General features: G+C 72.3%; 11 protein-coding genes and 1 tRNA gene. 5 read left to right on the plus strand and 7 right to left on the minus strand.

The annotated features are described in order from the left end of the window. Positions 1-2: 2 nt before the first annotated feature. The 6 genes from OHL10_RS13085 to OHL10_RS13110 form a co-directional block, all read right to left on the minus strand. The gene (locus OHL10_RS13085) at positions 3-485 is read right to left on the minus strand and encodes a MarR family winged helix-turn-helix transcriptional regulator (RefSeq protein WP_265522656.1); all 483 of its coding nucleotides are present in this window, start codon (positions 483-485) and stop codon (positions 3-5) included. A 94-nt stretch (positions 486-579) separates the two neighbouring features. After that, the gene (locus tag OHL10_RS13090; RefSeq protein WP_265522657.1) at positions 580-1,893 is read right to left on the minus strand and encodes an MFS transporter; all 1,314 of its coding nucleotides are present in this window, start codon (positions 1,891-1,893) and stop codon (positions 580-582) included. 75 nt (positions 1,894-1,968) lie between these two features. Further along, positions 1,969-2,481, minus strand: a complete 513-nt coding sequence (locus OHL10_RS13095) for a MarR family winged helix-turn-helix transcriptional regulator (protein ID WP_265522658.1) — start codon at positions 2,479-2,481, stop codon at positions 1,969-1,971. Positions 2,482-2,557: 76 nt separating this feature from the next. Then, a complete protein-coding gene (locus OHL10_RS13100; RefSeq protein ID WP_265522659.1) occupies positions 2,558-3,760 on the minus strand; it encodes an ABC transporter permease in 1,203 nt (400 codons plus the stop codon). Beyond that, complete coding sequence (locus OHL10_RS13105) at positions 3,757-4,722, minus strand: ABC transporter ATP-binding protein (protein ID WP_265522660.1); 966 nt, start codon at positions 4,720-4,722, stop codon at positions 3,757-3,759. Before OHL10_RS13105 ends, OHL10_RS13100 begins: the two co-directional genes overlap by 4 nt. Before the next feature lie 63 nt (positions 4,723-4,785). Next, on the minus strand, positions 4,786-5,397 hold the full coding sequence (locus OHL10_RS13110) for a TetR/AcrR family transcriptional regulator (RefSeq protein WP_265522661.1): 612 nt from the start codon (positions 5,395-5,397) through the stop codon (positions 4,786-4,788). Positions 5,398-5,616: 219 nt separating this feature from the next. Here OHL10_RS13110 and OHL10_RS13115 point away from each other — a divergent pair. The 4 genes from OHL10_RS13115 to OHL10_RS13130 all read left to right on the plus strand — a co-directional run bounded on the left by OHL10_RS13115 (position 5,617) and on the right by OHL10_RS13130 (position 9,156). Continuing rightward, positions 5,617-5,688 (plus strand) — tRNA-Gln (locus OHL10_RS13115). Positions 5,689-5,792: 104 nt separating this feature from the next. Continuing rightward, entirely contained in the window at positions 5,793-7,421 is a 1,629-nt protein-coding gene (gene glmU, locus OHL10_RS13120) for a bifunctional UDP-N-acetylglucosamine diphosphorylase/glucosamine-1-phosphate N-acetyltransferase GlmU (RefSeq protein WP_425499010.1), read from the plus strand. After that, on the plus strand, positions 7,418-8,401 hold the full coding sequence (locus OHL10_RS13125; RefSeq protein WP_265522663.1) for a ribose-phosphate diphosphokinase: 984 nt from the start codon (positions 7,418-7,420) through the stop codon (positions 8,399-8,401). The genes glmU and OHL10_RS13125 overlap by 4 nt, the downstream gene beginning before the upstream one ends. A gap of 77 nt (positions 8,402-8,478) precedes the next feature. Continuing rightward, entirely contained in the window at positions 8,479-9,156 is a 678-nt protein-coding gene (locus tag OHL10_RS13130) for a GOLPH3/VPS74 family protein (protein ID WP_265522664.1), read from the plus strand. Here OHL10_RS13130 and OHL10_RS13135 read toward each other — a convergent pair. Beyond that, on the minus strand, positions 9,148-11,619 hold the full coding sequence (locus OHL10_RS13135; protein ID WP_265522665.1) for a hypothetical protein: 2,472 nt from the start codon (positions 11,617-11,619) through the stop codon (positions 9,148-9,150). The two genes, OHL10_RS13130 and OHL10_RS13135, sit on opposite strands and share 9 nt — an antisense overlap. A 549-nt stretch (positions 11,620-12,168) precedes the next feature. On the opposite strand from OHL10_RS13135, the gene OHL10_RS13140 reads away from it, so the two are divergent. Then, positions 12,169-15,557: LamG-like jellyroll fold domain-containing protein (locus tag OHL10_RS13140; protein ID WP_265522666.1), on the plus strand; the 3,389-nt coding region annotated here is incomplete at its 3' end.

Genomic DNA, 15,557 nt, shown 5'->3' on the forward strand with positions numbered 1-15,557 from the left:
GCTCAGGTGCGCCGCACCCCGGTGCGGTTCTCGGGGTCGAGGCGTTCGAGGATCTTGCCCGCGATGGTGTCGAGCTGGCCGATCTCCTCGTCCGTGAGGGGGTCGACGACGTGCGTCCTGACGGTCTCGACGTGCCCGGGCGCCGTCGCGACGATCTTGTCCCAGCCGGCGTCGGTGAGGTGCGCGTTGGTGACGCGGCGGTCGTCGGCGGACGGGAGGCGTTCGACGAGGCCGCGCTCCTCGAGCCGCGCGACGACGTGCGACAGCCGGGGGAGCGTGGCGTCGGTCTTGGCGGCGAGGCGCGTCATGCGCAGCGAGCGGTCGGGGGCCTCGGAGAGCATCGCGAGCACGTAGTACTCGAAGTGGCTCAGGCCGGCGTCGCGCCGGAGCTGGGAGTCGAGCACGCCGGGGAGCAGCTCGACGACGGACACGAGGCGCTTCCACGCGTCGAGCTGGGTCTCGTCGAGCCAGCGAGGCTCGGTCATCCGTCTCTCCTCCTCCGGGTGGTCGCCGACCACGGGCGCGCCTCCCGGCACGGTCCTTGACACGACAACTGATCCCACCACGGTACCGCTCGGTCTACCGACCGGACGCCGGTGCCCTGCCCGTCAGCACCGCGCCGATCACGGTCATGGCCCCCAGCGCGCCGAGCACGACGGCGACCGGCGCGGTCCACGTGCCGGTCGCGGCCTGCAGCGCACCGGCAGCGGTCGGCGCGACGGCCGCGAGGCAGTAGCCCGTGGACTGGACCGTCGCGGACGCCTGCCGTGCCCGCCGGACGGTCGGGTAGTGCTGCGCGACGAGCGTGAAGATGACGACGAAGTTCGCGGCCTGCGCGATCCCCGCGGCCGAGGCCCAGACCGCCCAGAGGTTCGGGGCGAGCAGCAGGCCTGCGGGAAGCATGAGCCACAGCACGGCGATCCCGAGGAACGTCGTGCGCATCGACAGCCTGCGGGTGGCGAGCGGCACCGCGAGGCCGCCGACGATGGCGAAGCCCTGGAAGAGCGACGCCGCACCACCGGACGCGCTGCGGGGGATCGCGGCGAGGTCCTCGAGGATCAGGGGCAGCCAGGCGGTGAGGGCGTAGAAGCTCGACGACTGCAGCGCGAACATCGCGCACAGCCACCATGTGAACGGCGTCCGCAGGACGTGGCGCTCGACCGCCGCGGCGGCGTCCGGCTCGGTCCCGGTGACACCCTCCGCCATGCTCTGCGCGAGCGGGTCGGGGGGCTCGGGCGAGCGGCCGTCGTCGGTCGCCGGGGCGCTCTCGGACGAGGCCGGGCGGGTCGGGCGAGGCTCTCGAGGGACCGCGCGCAACCACCACACGAGGGCGACGACGACCAGGGCACCCCACGAGGCGAGGCCCCAGCGCCAGCCCACGACGCCCGCCAGCGGCGCGGTGAGCGCCGTCGTCGCCACGGTGCCGACGTTGATCGCCGCCGTGTACAGGCCCGTGACCGTCGAGACCTGCCCGGGGAAGTCCCGCTGGGCGATCATCGGGACGGCGAGGTTCGCCGTCGTGATGCCCAGCCCGATGAGCACCGTGCCCGCGAACGTCCCGCCGTAGCCCGGCCCGCCGATCGCGAGGTCGGCCGAGCGCAGCAGGGTTCCGGCCAGGACAAGCCCGAGCGCGACGGCGATCGCGGTCCGCAGGGAGGAGCGCCCGAGGATCCCGGCGACCGCCGGGGTGGTCAGCGCGAAGCAGAGCACCGGCAACCCCGTGAGCAGACCCGCCGTCGCCGGGGTCAGGTGCAGGTCCGCTGCGATGTCGGCGACGACCGGCGGGACCGCCGTGATCGGCGCGCGCAGGTTGACGGCGACGAGCAGGACGGCGACGAGCAGGACACCGTCGACACCACCGCGGAACACGCCGGGGCGACGGGGCGGTGCCATCCGGTGATCGAGCTCCTTGCCGGGCGAGGGAACTGAGACAGGTGAGAGCAGGGCAGGGGTCGGGAGAGGTCCGGCCTAGCCGTCGAACTGACCGACGACGGTCCGCAGGAGGTCGGCGAGCTGTGGTCGTTCCGCCGAGCCGAGCGCAGAGAGGATCGTGGCCTCGACCGCGAGCAGGTCGCTCATGGCGGCGTCGACCCGGGTGAGCCCTTCCGGGGTGAGCTCGACGAGCACCCCGCGACGGTCGTCGGGGGACCGGCGTCGGACGACCAGCCCTCGCGACTCGAGCCGGTCGATCCGGTTGGTCATGGTGCCGCTGGTCACGAGGGTCTGCGTGATGAGGGACCCGGGCGACAGGCGGTACGGCTCACCCGCGCGGCGCAGCGCCGACAGGACGTCGAACTCCCACGTCTCCAGGTTGCGGGCCGCGAACGCGGCGCGGCGTGCGAGGTCCAGGTGCCGGGCGAGCCTGCTCACCCGGGAGAAGACGGTGAGCGGCTCGACGTCGAGGTCGGGCCGCTCCCGCCGCCAGGCAGCGACGATGCGATCGACCTCGTCGGGGTGCTCGTCGGAAGGCTCGGACTCCATGATCGCGAGGGTACTCGATATCTCGACGTCAAGAGTCTTGACGAACCCGGCGCGTGACCGTAGCGCTCCCTCGCGGTCAGGACGCGCGCAACGCGTCCTTGAGCCGCACGCGCGATCCGCTGCGCAAGACGGCGTTCGAGTAGATCTTCCCGGCCAGCCACACGAGCACCGGCAGGAGCACGACGGACAGCCCGAGCGACAGGACCACCTCCCAGGTCTCCACGCCGCCGAGGGCCATCCGGACCGGCATGAGCAGCGGGGCGCACAGGGGGATGTAGGACACCCAGACGACGAGCGGGTTGTCCGGCGCCCACGGCGCGACCGACACGCCGAGGATGTACGGCACGACCATCAGCATGATGACGGGCGTCGTCACGGCACCGATGTCCTCCTGCCGCGACACGAGGGCGCCGAGCGCCCCGAAGATCAGCGCATAGGTGGTGAACCCCACGAGGAACCACACGAGGGCCCAGAACGCGGCCGCGCCGAGGTCGATCGTCCCGGGATCGACGAGCCCGAGCCCGACCGCGGTGCCGGCTCCCGCCGCCACGACGAGGAAGACCTGGAGCAGGCCGACCGCCCCGATGCCGAGGACCTTGCCCGCCATGAGCTGCCAGGGCCGGATCGTCGCGAGCAGCAGCTCGACGACCCGGCTGGTCTTCTCCTCCACCACCCCCTGGGCGATGAGCTGCCCGCTGAGCATGATCGCCATGAACAGCAGGATCCCGGTCACGAGCCCCGTGACGTAGCGGGCCGGGTCGAACGCGCCGGCCTCCCCCACGACGCGGACGTCGGGGCCCGCGGTCGCGATCTCGCCCGCGACGGCGGCGGGGTCGCCGCCGAGCGCCTCGACCGCGTCGGTCAGCGCGACCTGCTGCAGGACGGCGGTGACCGCTGCCGCCAGGCTCGGGGAGAGCTCGGAGTCCACGACGACCGTGAAGTCGTCGGCGGACCCGACCAGCAGCGCGTCGAGGTCGCCGTCGCGGACCTGCGCCTCGCCCGTGGCCTCGTCGGCGACGGCGGTCGTGGTCAGCTCGGTGCCCACGCTCTCGCCGGCCGCGGTGAGGGTCTGGGCGAGGCCGGCCGTCTGCGGCGTGAGCCCCACGCGCTCGGCGGTCGGCCCGGACGAGCCGATCGCGTTCAGCGCGACCCCGGCGAGGACGACCACCGCGACGAGGATGATCGTGAGCCAGACGAACGACTTCGACCGGATGCGGGTGGAGATCTCCCGTCCGGCAGCGAGCCGGACGGCGCCCCACGAGGAGACCGGGTCGTTCATGCGCTCGCTCCCGTCCGTGCCGGGGCGCTGGTCTGCTCGCCCGTGCTCGCAGGCTCGTCGTCCGTGGAGACCACGTGCCGGTAGAGCTCGGTGAGCGACGGACGCAGCCGGGAGAACTCGCGGACGGGACCGCTCGTCAGCGCTGCCCGCAGCACCGCCTGCTCGGCCCCCTCCGGTGCCCCGGCCGCGAGCTCCACGACCGTGCGGGTGCCCTCCTCGGTGACCATCCGGGCGTCGGGCACGCCCGACAACCACCGCTGCGGGTCGGGTGGGCCGTCGACGACCCACCGGGTGTGCTCGGTCGTGCGGAGCTCGTCGATGCCGCCGGCCGCGACGACCCGCCCGGCCTTGATGATGCCGACCCGGTCGCACAGCCGCTCCACGAGGTCGAGCTGGTGGGAGGAGAAGACGACCGGGACGCCGGCCGCGGCGCGCTCGCGCAGGACGCCGCTCATGACGTCGACCGCGACGGGGTCGAGGCCCGAGAAGGGCTCGTCGAGGACGAGGATCTCGGGATCGTGCACCAGGGCGGCGGCGAGCTGGACGCGCTGCTGGTTACCGAGCGAGAGCTTCTGCACCTCGTCGCTCCGCCGCTCGTGCACGCCGAGGATCTCGGTCCAGCGGTCGGTCGCGGCGCGGGCGGCGGACGCGCCCATGCCGTGCAGCCGGGCGAGGTAGACGAGCTGGTCTCCCACCTTCATGCGGGGGTAGAGGCCGCGCTCCTCGGGCATGTAGCCGATCCGGCGCCGGACCGCGTGGTCCACGGGCCGTCCGTCCCAGCGGACCTCCCCACCGTCGGCCTCCAGCACGCCCAGGACGATCCGCATGGTCGTCGTCTTGCCGGCGCCGTTCGAGCCGACGAAGCCGAAGATCTCCCCGGCACGGACGTCCAGAGAGGTCCCCCGCAGCGCCTGCACGGAGCCGTAGGACTTGTCCAGGTTCTCGATCTCGAGAGCACGCATGCGCCTCACCCCATCACACCTGCACGCGCGTGTCACGGGCACGGGGGCTCGCGCGCGGGAGTCTCAGGTCGCGTCGTCGGAGCGGAACATGAGGGTCGGCGTCGGCTCCATGCCGGACAACCCGTTCCACGCGAGGTTGACCAGGTGCGCGGCCACCTCCGCCTTCTGCGGGTGGCGCGCGTCCAGCCAGTACTGCCCGGTGAGCGCCACCATCCCCACGAGCATCTGCGCGTAGATCGGCGAGATCCGCGCGTCCAGGCCGCGGCGCTCGAACTGGTCGGCCAGCAGGTGCTCGACCTGCGTGGCGACGTCGCCGATCAGGCTCGAGAAGGTCCCCGTCGCCTGCGCCACGGGGGAGTCGCGCACGAGGATCCGGAATCCGTCCTCGGAGTTCTCGATGTAGGTCAGGAGGGCGAGCGCGGTCCGCTCGAGGAGGACCTTGGGGTGCCCACCGGCCGAGAGTGCGCCCGTGAGTGCCGCCGTCAAGCCCTGCACCTCGCGGTCGACGACGACCGCGTAGATGCCCTCCTTGCCCCCGAAGTGCTCGTACACGACCGGCTTGGAGACCTCCGCGCGGGCCGCGATCTCCTCGACGCTCGTCCCCTCGAAGCCCTTCTGGGCGAACAGGACCCGGCTGACGGCGAGGAGCTGTTCGCGTCGTTGGCTGGCGGTCATGCGGGAGCGGGGAGGTCGTTTCGTGTCGGCGGCCACGCGTCCATCATGCCTTGTGCGTGCCTTGCGCATGCCGGGTGCCCTGCGGTGTGACGCGGATCGCTCTGGCGGGCGCACGCACGGGGCATCGCCGGTCACCTGGCAGACTGTTCCCTGGATGTGCGACGGTGGTGCCTGCGCCGCGGCCGGCTGGCCGTGGCCGGGTGTGACGTCGAGGTCCGTTCCGCCTTGGTGTAATCGGCAGCACACGGGTTTTTGGTGCCCTTGGTCCAGGTTCGAGTCCTGGGGGCGGAGCTCGCGCCACCAACCGGATGGGAGTCCACGTGACCGTCGCCGTCTCGCTCGACACGGCAGGGCCAGCAGCAGTGATCGTCCTCGCCGCAGGTGAGGGGACCCGCATGCGGTCGTCCACCCCCAAGGTCCTGCACGCCCTCGCAGGTCGCAGCATGCTGGGCCACGCCCTCGCGGCGTCGCGTGAGCTGGACCCGTCGCGGGTCGCGGTCGTGGTGCGCCACGAGCGCGAGAAGGTCGCCGCGCACGCCCTCGAGGTGGATCCCGCGGTCCTGGTCGTCGACCAGGACGACGTGCCGGGCACCGGCCGGGCCGTGCAGTGCGCCATGTCGGCGCTGGACGCCAAGGCACAGGCCGAGGCGGCTGCCCACGGGGTCCCCGACGGCGAAGAGGGACGCGGCATCGGCGACGGCCTCGAGGGTGCTGTCCTCGTCCTCGCCGGCGACATCCCGCTCCTCGACGGCGCCACGCTCGCGGAGCTGCTCGCCGCCCACCGCGCCGACGGCAACGCCGTGACGATCCTCACGACCGAGCTCGCGGACGCGACCGGCTACGGACGGATCCTGCGTGAGGACGGCACCGGCGACGTCGTCGGCATCGTCGAGCACAAGGACGCGACGGACGCGCAGCGCGCGGTCCGCGAGATCAACTCGTCGGTCTACGTCTTCGACGCGGCTGTGCTGCGGCGCGGGCTCGCAGGCCTGGGCCGCGACAACGCGCAGGGCGAGGTCTACCTCACCGACGTCGTCGCCGCCGCGCGTGCCGAGGGCGGCACGGTCCGGGCGCTGCTCTCCGACGACCCGCTGGTCGTCGAGGGTGTGAACGACCGGCTGCAGCTCGCCACGCTGCGCGCCGAGCTGAACCGGCGCATCCTGGCCCGCTGGATGGTCGAGGGCGTGACCGTCGTCGACCCGGCGACCACGTGGGTGGACGTCGAGGTGGATCTCGCCCGCGACGTGACGCTCCTGCCGGGCACGCAGCTCCTCGGCGCCACCACGGTGGGCGAGGGCAGCACGGTCGGCCCGGACACGACCCTCACCGACACGGAGATAGGCGCCGGCGCGACGGTCGTGCGGACCCACGGGAGCCTCGCGGTCATCGGGGACGGCGCGTCCGTCGGACCGTTCGCCTACCTGCGTCCGGGCACCCAGCTGGGTGCCCGGGGCAAGATCGGGACGTTCGTCGAGACCAAGAACGCTCAGATCGGCACCGGCTCGAAGGTGCCGCACCTGTCCTACGTGGGGGACGCCACGATCGGCGACCACACGAACATCGGGGCCGCATCGATCACGGTCAACTACGACGGCGTCTCGAAGCACCGCACGACGATCGGGTCGTACGCGCGCACCGGTGCGGACAACATGTTCGTCGCGCCGGTGACCGTCGGCGACGGCGCCTACACGGCCGCAGGCTCCGTCATCCGCCGTGACGTCCCGGCGGGTTCGCTCGGGGTGAGCGGCGGGCAGCAGCGCAACATCGAGGGCTGGGTGGTCCGACGTCGACCCGGCACGGAGGCTGCGGACGCCGCCCAGCGCGCGCTCACCTCCGACGAAGAGGCGCCCGTGCTCGGCGCGCAGGCGAAGGCGCAGCTCGCCAGCGCCTCGGCCGCCGGTGCGGTACCTCGTCCCACACCGCCGCCGCAGAGCCCGGGTGTCCCGGGCCTGACGGACGAGTCGCAGGACCGGACGGCCGACGGGTCGGACGACGCACACAGCGAAGGATCCACGCAACGATGAGCAGCACGATCGCCGGCAACGGGGCGAAGTCCCTGGTCCTCGCCTCGGGGCGCGCCCACCCCGAGCTCGCCACGGAAGTCGCACGAGAGCTCGGCATCGACCTCCTGCCGACCACCGCCTACGACTTCGCGAACGGTGAGATCTACGTCCGGTTCGGGGAGTCGGTCCGCGGCGCGGACGTGTTCATCCTGCAGAGCCACACCGCGCCGATCAACCAGTGGATCATGGAGCAGCTGCTCATGGTCGACGCCGCCAAGCGAGCCTCGGCGCGCACCATCACGGTGGTCCAGCCGTTCTACGGCTACGCCCGTCAGGACAAGAAGCACCGCGGGCGCGAGCCCATCTCGGCGCGACTGATGTCGGACCTGTTCAGCAGCGCGGGTGCCGACCGGCTGATGAGCGTGGACCTGCACGCGGCACAGACGCAGGGCTTCTTCAACGGCCCGGTGGACCACCTGTGGGCCATGCCGATCCTCACCGACTACGTCCGCTCCCGGGTGGACACGACGAACGTCACGGTCGTCTCTCCGGACGCCGGCCGCATCCGTGTGGCCGAGCAGTGGGCCGCGAAGCTGGGCGGCGGGCCGCTGGCCTTCGTCCACAAGACCCGCGACATCACCCGCCCCAACCAGGCGGTCGCGAACCGCGTGGTCGGCGACGTCGAGGGGCGCGACTGCGTCCTGGTCGACGACCTCATCGACACCGGCGGCACCATCGCCGAGGCCGTGAAGGTCTGCATGGCGGCCGGTGCGAAGAGCGTCATCGTCGCCGCGACGCACGGTGTGCTGTCCGACCCTGCCGCCCAGCGCCTGTCCGAGTGCGGCGCCAGCGAGGTCGTCATCACCGACACCCTGCCGATCGCCGTCGAGAAGCGCTTCCCGCAGCTCACCGTCCTGTCGATCGCGCCGTTGCTCGCCCGGGCGATCCGCGAGGTGTTCGACGACGGCTCGGTCACGTCGCTCTTCGACGGCAACAGCTGACCTGCCAGGTTCCGCAGGCGACCACTCGTGACATTCGGCACGGGTGGTCGCGTCGGCGGGCGATCTAGGGTCGAGGCATGCTGATCGCAGAAGACCTGTTGCTCCTGCTGTTCGACGACGAGTCGGGCAAGGCCACGGGGGACACGTCGATGCTCGAGCAGGTCACGGCCGGGGCGCTCCTCGTCGAACTCACGCTGCTCGGTCGGGTCGACCTCACGCACGACGCGCCCGGGGTCCGGGGGGACCGGCTCGTCGTACGGGACGGGTCCCCGACCGGTTCCGTGCTGCTCGATCGTGCGCTCGCCGTCATCCACACCAAGCAGGGCAGCAAGCCGAAGAACATCATCGGCCCGCTCGCGAAGGACAAGCCGACCGGCCAGGTGCTCGCCTCGCTCGCGGCGCGAGGCATCCTGCGCCGCGAGGACGAGCGGATCCTCGGAATCTTCCCGACGACGCGCTGGCCCGCCGAGGACTCCCGGCACGAGGACGCGGTCCGGGCCGGCCTGTGGCGCGTCCTCGTGGACGGCTCCGCCCCGGACGAGCGCACCGCCGCGCTGGTCGCGATCCTTGCGGCGACCGGTCGCGCCGGGAAGGTCGTCGGTGCCCCGGACCGCCGTGCCGCCGACCGCCGCGCGAAGGAGGTCGCCGCCGGGAGCTGGGCGGGCGACGCGACCCGCCGGTACCTCGCGGAGGTCGCCGCCGCGGTCACAGCAGCCCTGACGGCCTCGATGGCGGCGGTCGCCGCGTCAGGGTGACGTCGACTGCGGAGCCTGCGTCCGCAGCCACCGCGCGACCGCCGCCGTGGACGTGGTGATGGACTCCTCGGTCAGGGCCAGGCGCTCGAGACGCGTGCGGACGGCTCCGACCGCGGCGTCCCGTGCGTGGCGACGCGCGCAACGGACCCCCTTGACCGTCCGCAGGCCGACCCCGTCGAGCGCGTCCGCGACGTCGTGCCGGACCGCGTCGAGCCCGGCCGGCACGGCCGCGTCGAGCGCGGCGAGGTCGAGGAGCGACCTGGCCACCGTCCGCGGGACGTCGAGCGTTGCCGCGAGCTCGTCCACCGGGGTGCGGACGAGCAGATCGGTCGTCGTGAGCCCGAGCGCCGTGAGCCTCGCACGGAACGGCGCGAGACGGGCCAGCGCCAGCACAGCGTCGTGGGGCGCGGCCCCGAACGTGACACGGTAGGCGTCGGTGCGCCGGTACGTGCCCAGCACCGGGTCGGACGCCATGGTGGCGCGCGACGACGGCCGGCAGTCGGCGACGACGAAGTGCGCCGTCGCCTGCTTCAGGTCCTCCGCGGTCGGTGGCGTCGCCCGGGACGCGAAGTAGCAGCCGAGGTTGTAGTGCCCCGACGGGCTCAGCGGGATCACCGCGAGCACCTCCGCGAGATCGTCGATCCCTTCGGGGACCTCCTCCGGCAGGGTGACGACGGCGCCGCGGGACCGGATCACGAGAGGTTGCTCGACTGGCTGCTCCAGGGGAAGGCAGCGCAGGTACATGCCGAGCGACGCACCGCGCAGCGTGTTCACGAGCTGCCCCGCCGACGCGGAGGGTTCCTCGGCGAGCTCGTCCCACAGCTTGAGGACGGGTGTGCGGTGCGACGGCGTCAGCGGCCCGCACGCGCCACCGGTCGACTCGAACTGCTCGTTCACGGTGACGGCGGCGCGCGTGTACATCGCGCGTAGCCGCAGCGTCTCGAAGCCCGCCCGCGGGCGGTCGCCGTCCCACGACGTGTGGTCGATGAAGCGGTCGAGCCACCGCAGGTAGGCGGGCGCCCGGCCCTCGTGCGACGTGCGGTAGACGGCGTTCGTCAGGGCGAGCTGCGCCAGCCAGTTCTCGGGGTCGGCCCCGACGGCCTGGGAGAGCAGCTCGGTGCGTCGACGGTTGCTCCTGCCCGGCGAGGAGGCCGCGTGCTGGAGGGCGAGGCTCCGCCAGCTCGTAGCACCGCAGAGCCCGTCGAAGCCGGTGTGGTGGCGGGCGAGCGTGGTGAGGACCGCGGCGGCGATCCCGGGGTGCAGGTCGGCCGGGTCCGAGCCCATCTGGCCGAGCAGTCGCGGCGTGACGACGGCAGAGCCCGCGGCACGCCCGTTGCGGGTGATGACCACCGAGACGTCGTGCGCCTCCTCGTGGACCAGCACGCGCCACGGGGTGGCACCGAACGCTCCCTGCACGAGCTTGACGAGCGGCTGGACGAGCCTGCCCTGCGGCAGCTCCTGCAGCACTCCTCCGCTGAGCGCAGTGACGTCCGTACCGACCGGCGCCTCGAGCCCACGCGGGCGCTCGGCACCCATCTCGGACAGCAGCGCGACGACGTGGCCGGCGCTCGCCGCGCGCTGGCTCCCGTCGTCTCCCACGACCTCGACCGAGAGCCGCAGCCGGGTCGCGAGCCACGTCGCGACAGCCAGAGTGCCCGCGACGCCCGTGACGGCTCCCGCGAGCACGACGCGCCAGGACCCCGCGGCGAACGAGACGCCCGAGGTCAGCAGGAGTGCCGAGCCCGTGGCGAGCGTCCAGCCCGCGACGGGCAGGACTCGTCGCTGCCACGGGCGAAGTCGCGGCCAGTGCAGGGTCGAGGGGGTCAGGAGGCGGGCGACGACGGCCCAGAAGAGCAGGACGACTCCGGCGGCGACAGCGGGCGGACCCAACGGCGCGAGGTGGTCGTCGACGAACGTCGACCACGACGACCCCACCTGCTGCGCGGGACTCTCGAGGGCGGCCGTCGCCGCTTTCTGGATCTCGAGGGCCGTGGCGTTGGCACCGTCCAGCGCCAGAGCCTGCTCGGCGACGGCGAGCGCGTCCCTCCATGAGCTCGTCGCCCCGTCCGTGCCCCCCTCGGGCGTCAGCGCGCGCGCCTGGTCGGCCAGGGTCGCGGACGCGTCGATCGCCGCGCGGGCGTGCCGCAGCTCCGCCGCGCAGAGGGTTTCGCTGGGTGTCGGCACCACGCTCTCGACCGTCTCCTGCGTGACCGTCCCGTCCTCGCCGGTCGTGGTGGTCGTCGTGCTGCCCGACGCGACGTCTTCCGGTGGGGGAGCCGCCCGTGAAGCGTCGACGAGCCCGACGGCGACCTGCGGCCGACCGTCGGCCGTGGCCTCGCTCGCCGCGACGCAGACATCCGGCGCTGCAGCCGTCGAGGTGGCTGCCGAGGTGGCAGGTGCGCCCAGGAGCGACCCGAGCGCGAGCGCGGCGGTGAGGACGGGGCGGAGCACATGCTGACCCATGACGACCCCTTCGTCGCCGGTGGTGCAGGCAGGACGCACGAGGCGTCGTGCGGGCCGCGACCCGGGGGGTCACGTGCTCGCGAGGACCGCTCACGGACAGCTCGTGTCTCAGCGTCCCAGCATCGCGACCGGCACGGTCGGGTCGTAGCGGGTGAAAAGCCTCAGGGGCCGCGTGGACGGCACCTCGGTAGTCGCAGCGGATGACACTGAGTCGCACCCGACCTCCTCGACGGCGTGCGACGACCGCCGGACGGCACCCTGCCAGACTCCAGCACTGAGGCCGACCACGCTCCTACCCGGCCTGGACGGGGCGATGGCTCTCGGATCCGCGATCGGGGTGAAAGCGGACGCTCACGGGTGAACTTCGGTCCACGGGCTCCCCGCGGGGCATACCGAGGTGGTTCGATCGGTGGTGGGGAACTCGCGGGGGGCGATCGCGTCGCGGTGACGTGGCCGTAGGTCCCAGGAACCACCGAGGCGAGGAACACCATGTCGGGTACCGGCGCACCATCTTCAGATCGGCGTACCCGCCGGTACACGATCACCGCCATGGGCGCGGTCGCCGCCCTCGTGGCCGGCACGTTCGCCGTCACGGCCGCGCTGCCGGTCGGGGCGGACCCGGACGGCGTCGACCTCGGCACAGCGATCCGCGGGGACGTACGCGCCGACAGCCGTACCATCGGCGGTGAGATCGGCCAGGACGTCGCGGCGAACTTCCTCGCACCGGACGACGTCGCCGCGTCGCCGTCCACCGTCTCCCGGTCGCTGTGGTGGACGTGGCGCGCGCCGTCGTCGGGCCCGATCACGTTCACGACCCACGGCAGCGAGCTCGACACGCTCCTCAACGTCTTCCCGGCGAGCTCGCCGGAGTCGCTGATCATCAGCAACGACGACGACGGCGACGTGTCCACCTCGTCCGTCACCTTCGACGCGGTCGCGGGCGAGGACTACCTCGTCGAGGTCGAGGCGAAGAGCGACGACGCCGGACTGCTCACGCTCGCCTGGCAGCCGGTCGCTCCCGCGGCAGCGCCCGAGCCCGACGAGTCGACGAGCATCACCTCGACCGGTATCCCCCTGACGGGCAACACCGGCGAGAAGCCGCAGTCGAAGCTGTGGCACGCCGGCGGGAGCTGGTGGGCGGTCCTGGCGTCCGCGAGCACGACCCCGGCCGGGACGTGGGTCTGGCGCTACGACGACGCGGCGCAGACGTGGACCAACGTGCACCGCGTCTCCGAGCGGACCGACGTGCGTGCCGACGTCAAGAGCGCCGGCGACGTGGCGCACGTCCTGCTCCACGGCCCGACCACGACCCTGGTGTCGATCCAGCGGGTGGCCGGCACGAACACGTACGAACCGTGGACCCAGCGGACGGGTGCGACGACGATCTCGTTGCCGGGCAGCGAGACCGCGACCCTCGACATCGACACGACGGGCCGTATGTGGGTGGCCTCGGACACCAGCAGCGCGGTCCAGGTGCGACACAGTGCACCTCCGTACACGTCGTTCTCGAGCCCCGTGACCCTCGCCACCGGCATCACCGACGACGACCTCGCGCTCGTGACGGCGATGCCCGGAGGAAAGATCGGCGTCCTGTGGTCCGACCAGAGCCGGAAGCGTTTCGGGTTCCGGACCCACGCGGACGGCGCGAACGCGTCGACGTGGACCGCCGACGAGCGCCCGGCGCAGAGCTCGGGCCTGTCTCTCGGCGGAGGGATGGCGGACGACCACCTGAACGTCGCGATGTCCGACGACGGGACGCTGTACGCCGCAGTCAAGACGTCGTACAACTCCTCCAGCGCACCGGTCATCGGCCTGCTGGTGCGGCATCCCGACGGGACGTGGGACCCGCTGCACGAGGTCGACCGGACGGGGACACGACCGATCGTCGTCCTCGACGACGAGACCGACCGCCTGCGCGTGCTCTACACCAGGACGACGGGCATGGACCTGATCCTCGAGAAGGAGACGTCCCGGACCGACATCGACTTCGACTTCGACGCGACCACAGCGGTCGCCGGTGCGCACAACAACGTCACGGGCGCGAAGGACAACGTCCCGGGTGCGGCCCTGGTGCTCGCGTCCTCGGCCTCGAGCACGTCGTCGGCCAGACTGCCCTGGCTCGACCCGACCGGCCCGACGGCCGTGGACGGGACCGTCTCGACGACGGTCGGTACTCCGGTGGAGGGTGTGCTGGGGGGGTCGGCGGCGTCTGGTGCGTCGGTGGTGTTCGAGGTGGTGGCGGGTCCGTCGTCCGGTGAGGTGGAGGTGGCGGGTTCGGGTGCGTTCGTGTATTCGCCGGCTGCGGGGTTCACGGGTGTGGACTCGTTCTCGTTCCGGGTGGGTGCTGGTGGTGAGTGGTCGAACGTGGCGGTCATGACGGTGCGTGTGGTGCCGGCGGACGGTCTGCTGGGTGCGTGGGACCTGGACGAGGGTTCTGGTGTGGTGGCGGGTGACTCGTCGGGTTGGGGCGGTGACGGTGCGCTGGTCGGTGGGGTCTCGTGGGTCCCGGGTGTGGCTGGTGCGGCGGTGTCGTTGGACGGGTCGACGGGTCATGTGCTGGTGCCGGACGGCGAGGCGTTGGACGTGTCGGGGTCGATGACGGTCGCGGCGTGGGTGCGGCCGGACTCGGCGCGCACGCAGTACGTGGTGAAGAAGGCGGCGCAGGGTTCGACCGATGGGTACGAGCTGGGGTTGGCGAACGGGGGCAAGGCGTTCCTGCGGTTCAACCATGCGACGTCGGGTGACACGTTCCGGGTGAACGCGACGTCGTCGTATCCGACGGACGGGCAGACGTGGGTGCACCTGGCGGGCACGTTCGACGGGTCGAAGATGCGGATCTACGTCGATGGTGTGCTGCAGGGCACGGTGAACGGTCCGTCGTCGATCGGGACGAACTCGTTGCCGTTGGGCATCGGGGCGGAGTCGAACGGGACGCGTTCGCTCGACGGGTCTCTCGATGGTGTGCGGTTGTACGACCGGGCGTTGAGCGCGGCGCAGATCGGTGCGCTGCTCGACACCGAAGAACCCCCCGCGGAGATCCCCGTCGCCACGGGCGGATCGGTGACCACCGTCGCCGGTACTCCGGTGGAGGGTGTGCTGGGGGGGTCGGCGGCGTCTGGTGCGTCGGTGGTGTTCGAGGTGGTGGCGGGTCCGTCGTCCGGTGAGGTGGAGGTGGCGGGTTCGGGTGCGTTCGTGTATTCGCCGGCTGCGGGGTTCACGGGTGTGGACTCGTTCTCGTTCCGGGTGGGTGCTGGTGGTGAGTGGTCGAACGTGGCGGTCATGACGGTGCGTGTGGTGCCGGCGGACGGTCTGCTGGGTGCGTGGGACCTGGACGAGGGTTCTGGTGTGGTGGCGGGTGACTCGTCGGGTTGGGGCGGTGACGGTGCGCTGGTCGGTGGGGTCTCGTGGGTCCCGGGTGTGGCTGGTGCGGCGGTGTCGTTGGACGGGTCGACGGGTCATGTGCTGGTGCCGGACGGCGAGGCGTTGGACGTGTCGGGGTCGATGACGGTCGCGGCGTGGGTGCGGCCGGACTCGGCGCGCACGCAGTACGTGGTGAAGAAGGCGGCGCAGGGTTCGACCGATGGGTACGAGCTGGGGTTGGCGAACGGGGGCAAGGCGTTCCTGCGGTTCAACCATGCGACGTCGGGTGACACGTTCCGGGTGAACGCGACGTCGTCGTATCCGACGGACGGGCAGACGTGGGTGCACCTGGCGGGCACGTTCGACGGGTCGAAGATGCGGATCTACGTCGATGGTGTGCTGCAGGGCACGGTGAACGGTCCGTCGTCGATCGGGACGAACTCGTTGCCGTTGGGCATCGGGGCGGAGTCGAACGGGACGCGTTCGCTCGACGGGTCTCTCGATGGTGTGCGGTTGTACGACCGGGCGTTGAGCGCGGCGCAGATCGGTGCGCTGCTCGACACCGAAGAACCCCCCGC

Source organism: Oerskovia flava (assembly GCF_026163685.1).
Lineage (GTDB): Bacteria > Actinomycetota > Actinomycetes > Actinomycetales > Cellulomonadaceae > Oerskovia_A > Oerskovia_A flava.

What these genes read in the sequence shown, in the direction of transcription:
- OHL10_RS13085 (WP_265522656.1), bottom strand. Translation starts at nt 485, where the DNA reads ATGACCGAGCCTCGCTGGCTCGACGAGACCCAGCTCGACGCGTGGAAG.
- OHL10_RS13090 (WP_265522657.1), bottom strand. Translation starts at nt 1,893, where the DNA reads ATGGCACCGCCCCGTCGCCCCGGCGTGTTCCGCGGTGGTGTCGACGGT.
- OHL10_RS13095 (WP_265522658.1), bottom strand. Translation starts at nt 2,481, where the DNA reads ATGGAGTCCGAGCCTTCCGACGAGCACCCCGACGAGGTCGATCGCATC.
- OHL10_RS13100 (WP_265522659.1), bottom strand. Translation starts at nt 3,760, where the DNA reads ATGAACGACCCGGTCTCCTCGTGGGGCGCCGTCCGGCTCGCTGCCGGA.
- OHL10_RS13105 (WP_265522660.1), bottom strand. Translation starts at nt 4,722, where the DNA reads ATGCGTGCTCTCGAGATCGAGAACCTGGACAAGTCCTACGGCTCCGTG.
- OHL10_RS13110 (WP_265522661.1), bottom strand. Translation starts at nt 5,397, where the DNA reads ATGACCGCCAGCCAACGACGCGAACAGCTCCTCGCCGTCAGCCGGGTC.
- glmU (WP_425499010.1), top strand. Translation starts at nt 5,793, where the DNA reads ATGCGGTCGTCCACCCCCAAGGTCCTGCACGCCCTCGCAGGTCGCAGC.
- OHL10_RS13125 (WP_265522663.1), top strand. Translation starts at nt 7,418, where the DNA reads ATGAGCAGCACGATCGCCGGCAACGGGGCGAAGTCCCTGGTCCTCGCC.
- OHL10_RS13130 (WP_265522664.1), top strand. Translation starts at nt 8,479, where the DNA reads ATGCTGATCGCAGAAGACCTGTTGCTCCTGCTGTTCGACGACGAGTCG.
- OHL10_RS13135 (WP_265522665.1), bottom strand. Translation starts at nt 11,619, where the DNA reads ATGGGTCAGCATGTGCTCCGCCCCGTCCTCACCGCCGCGCTCGCGCTC.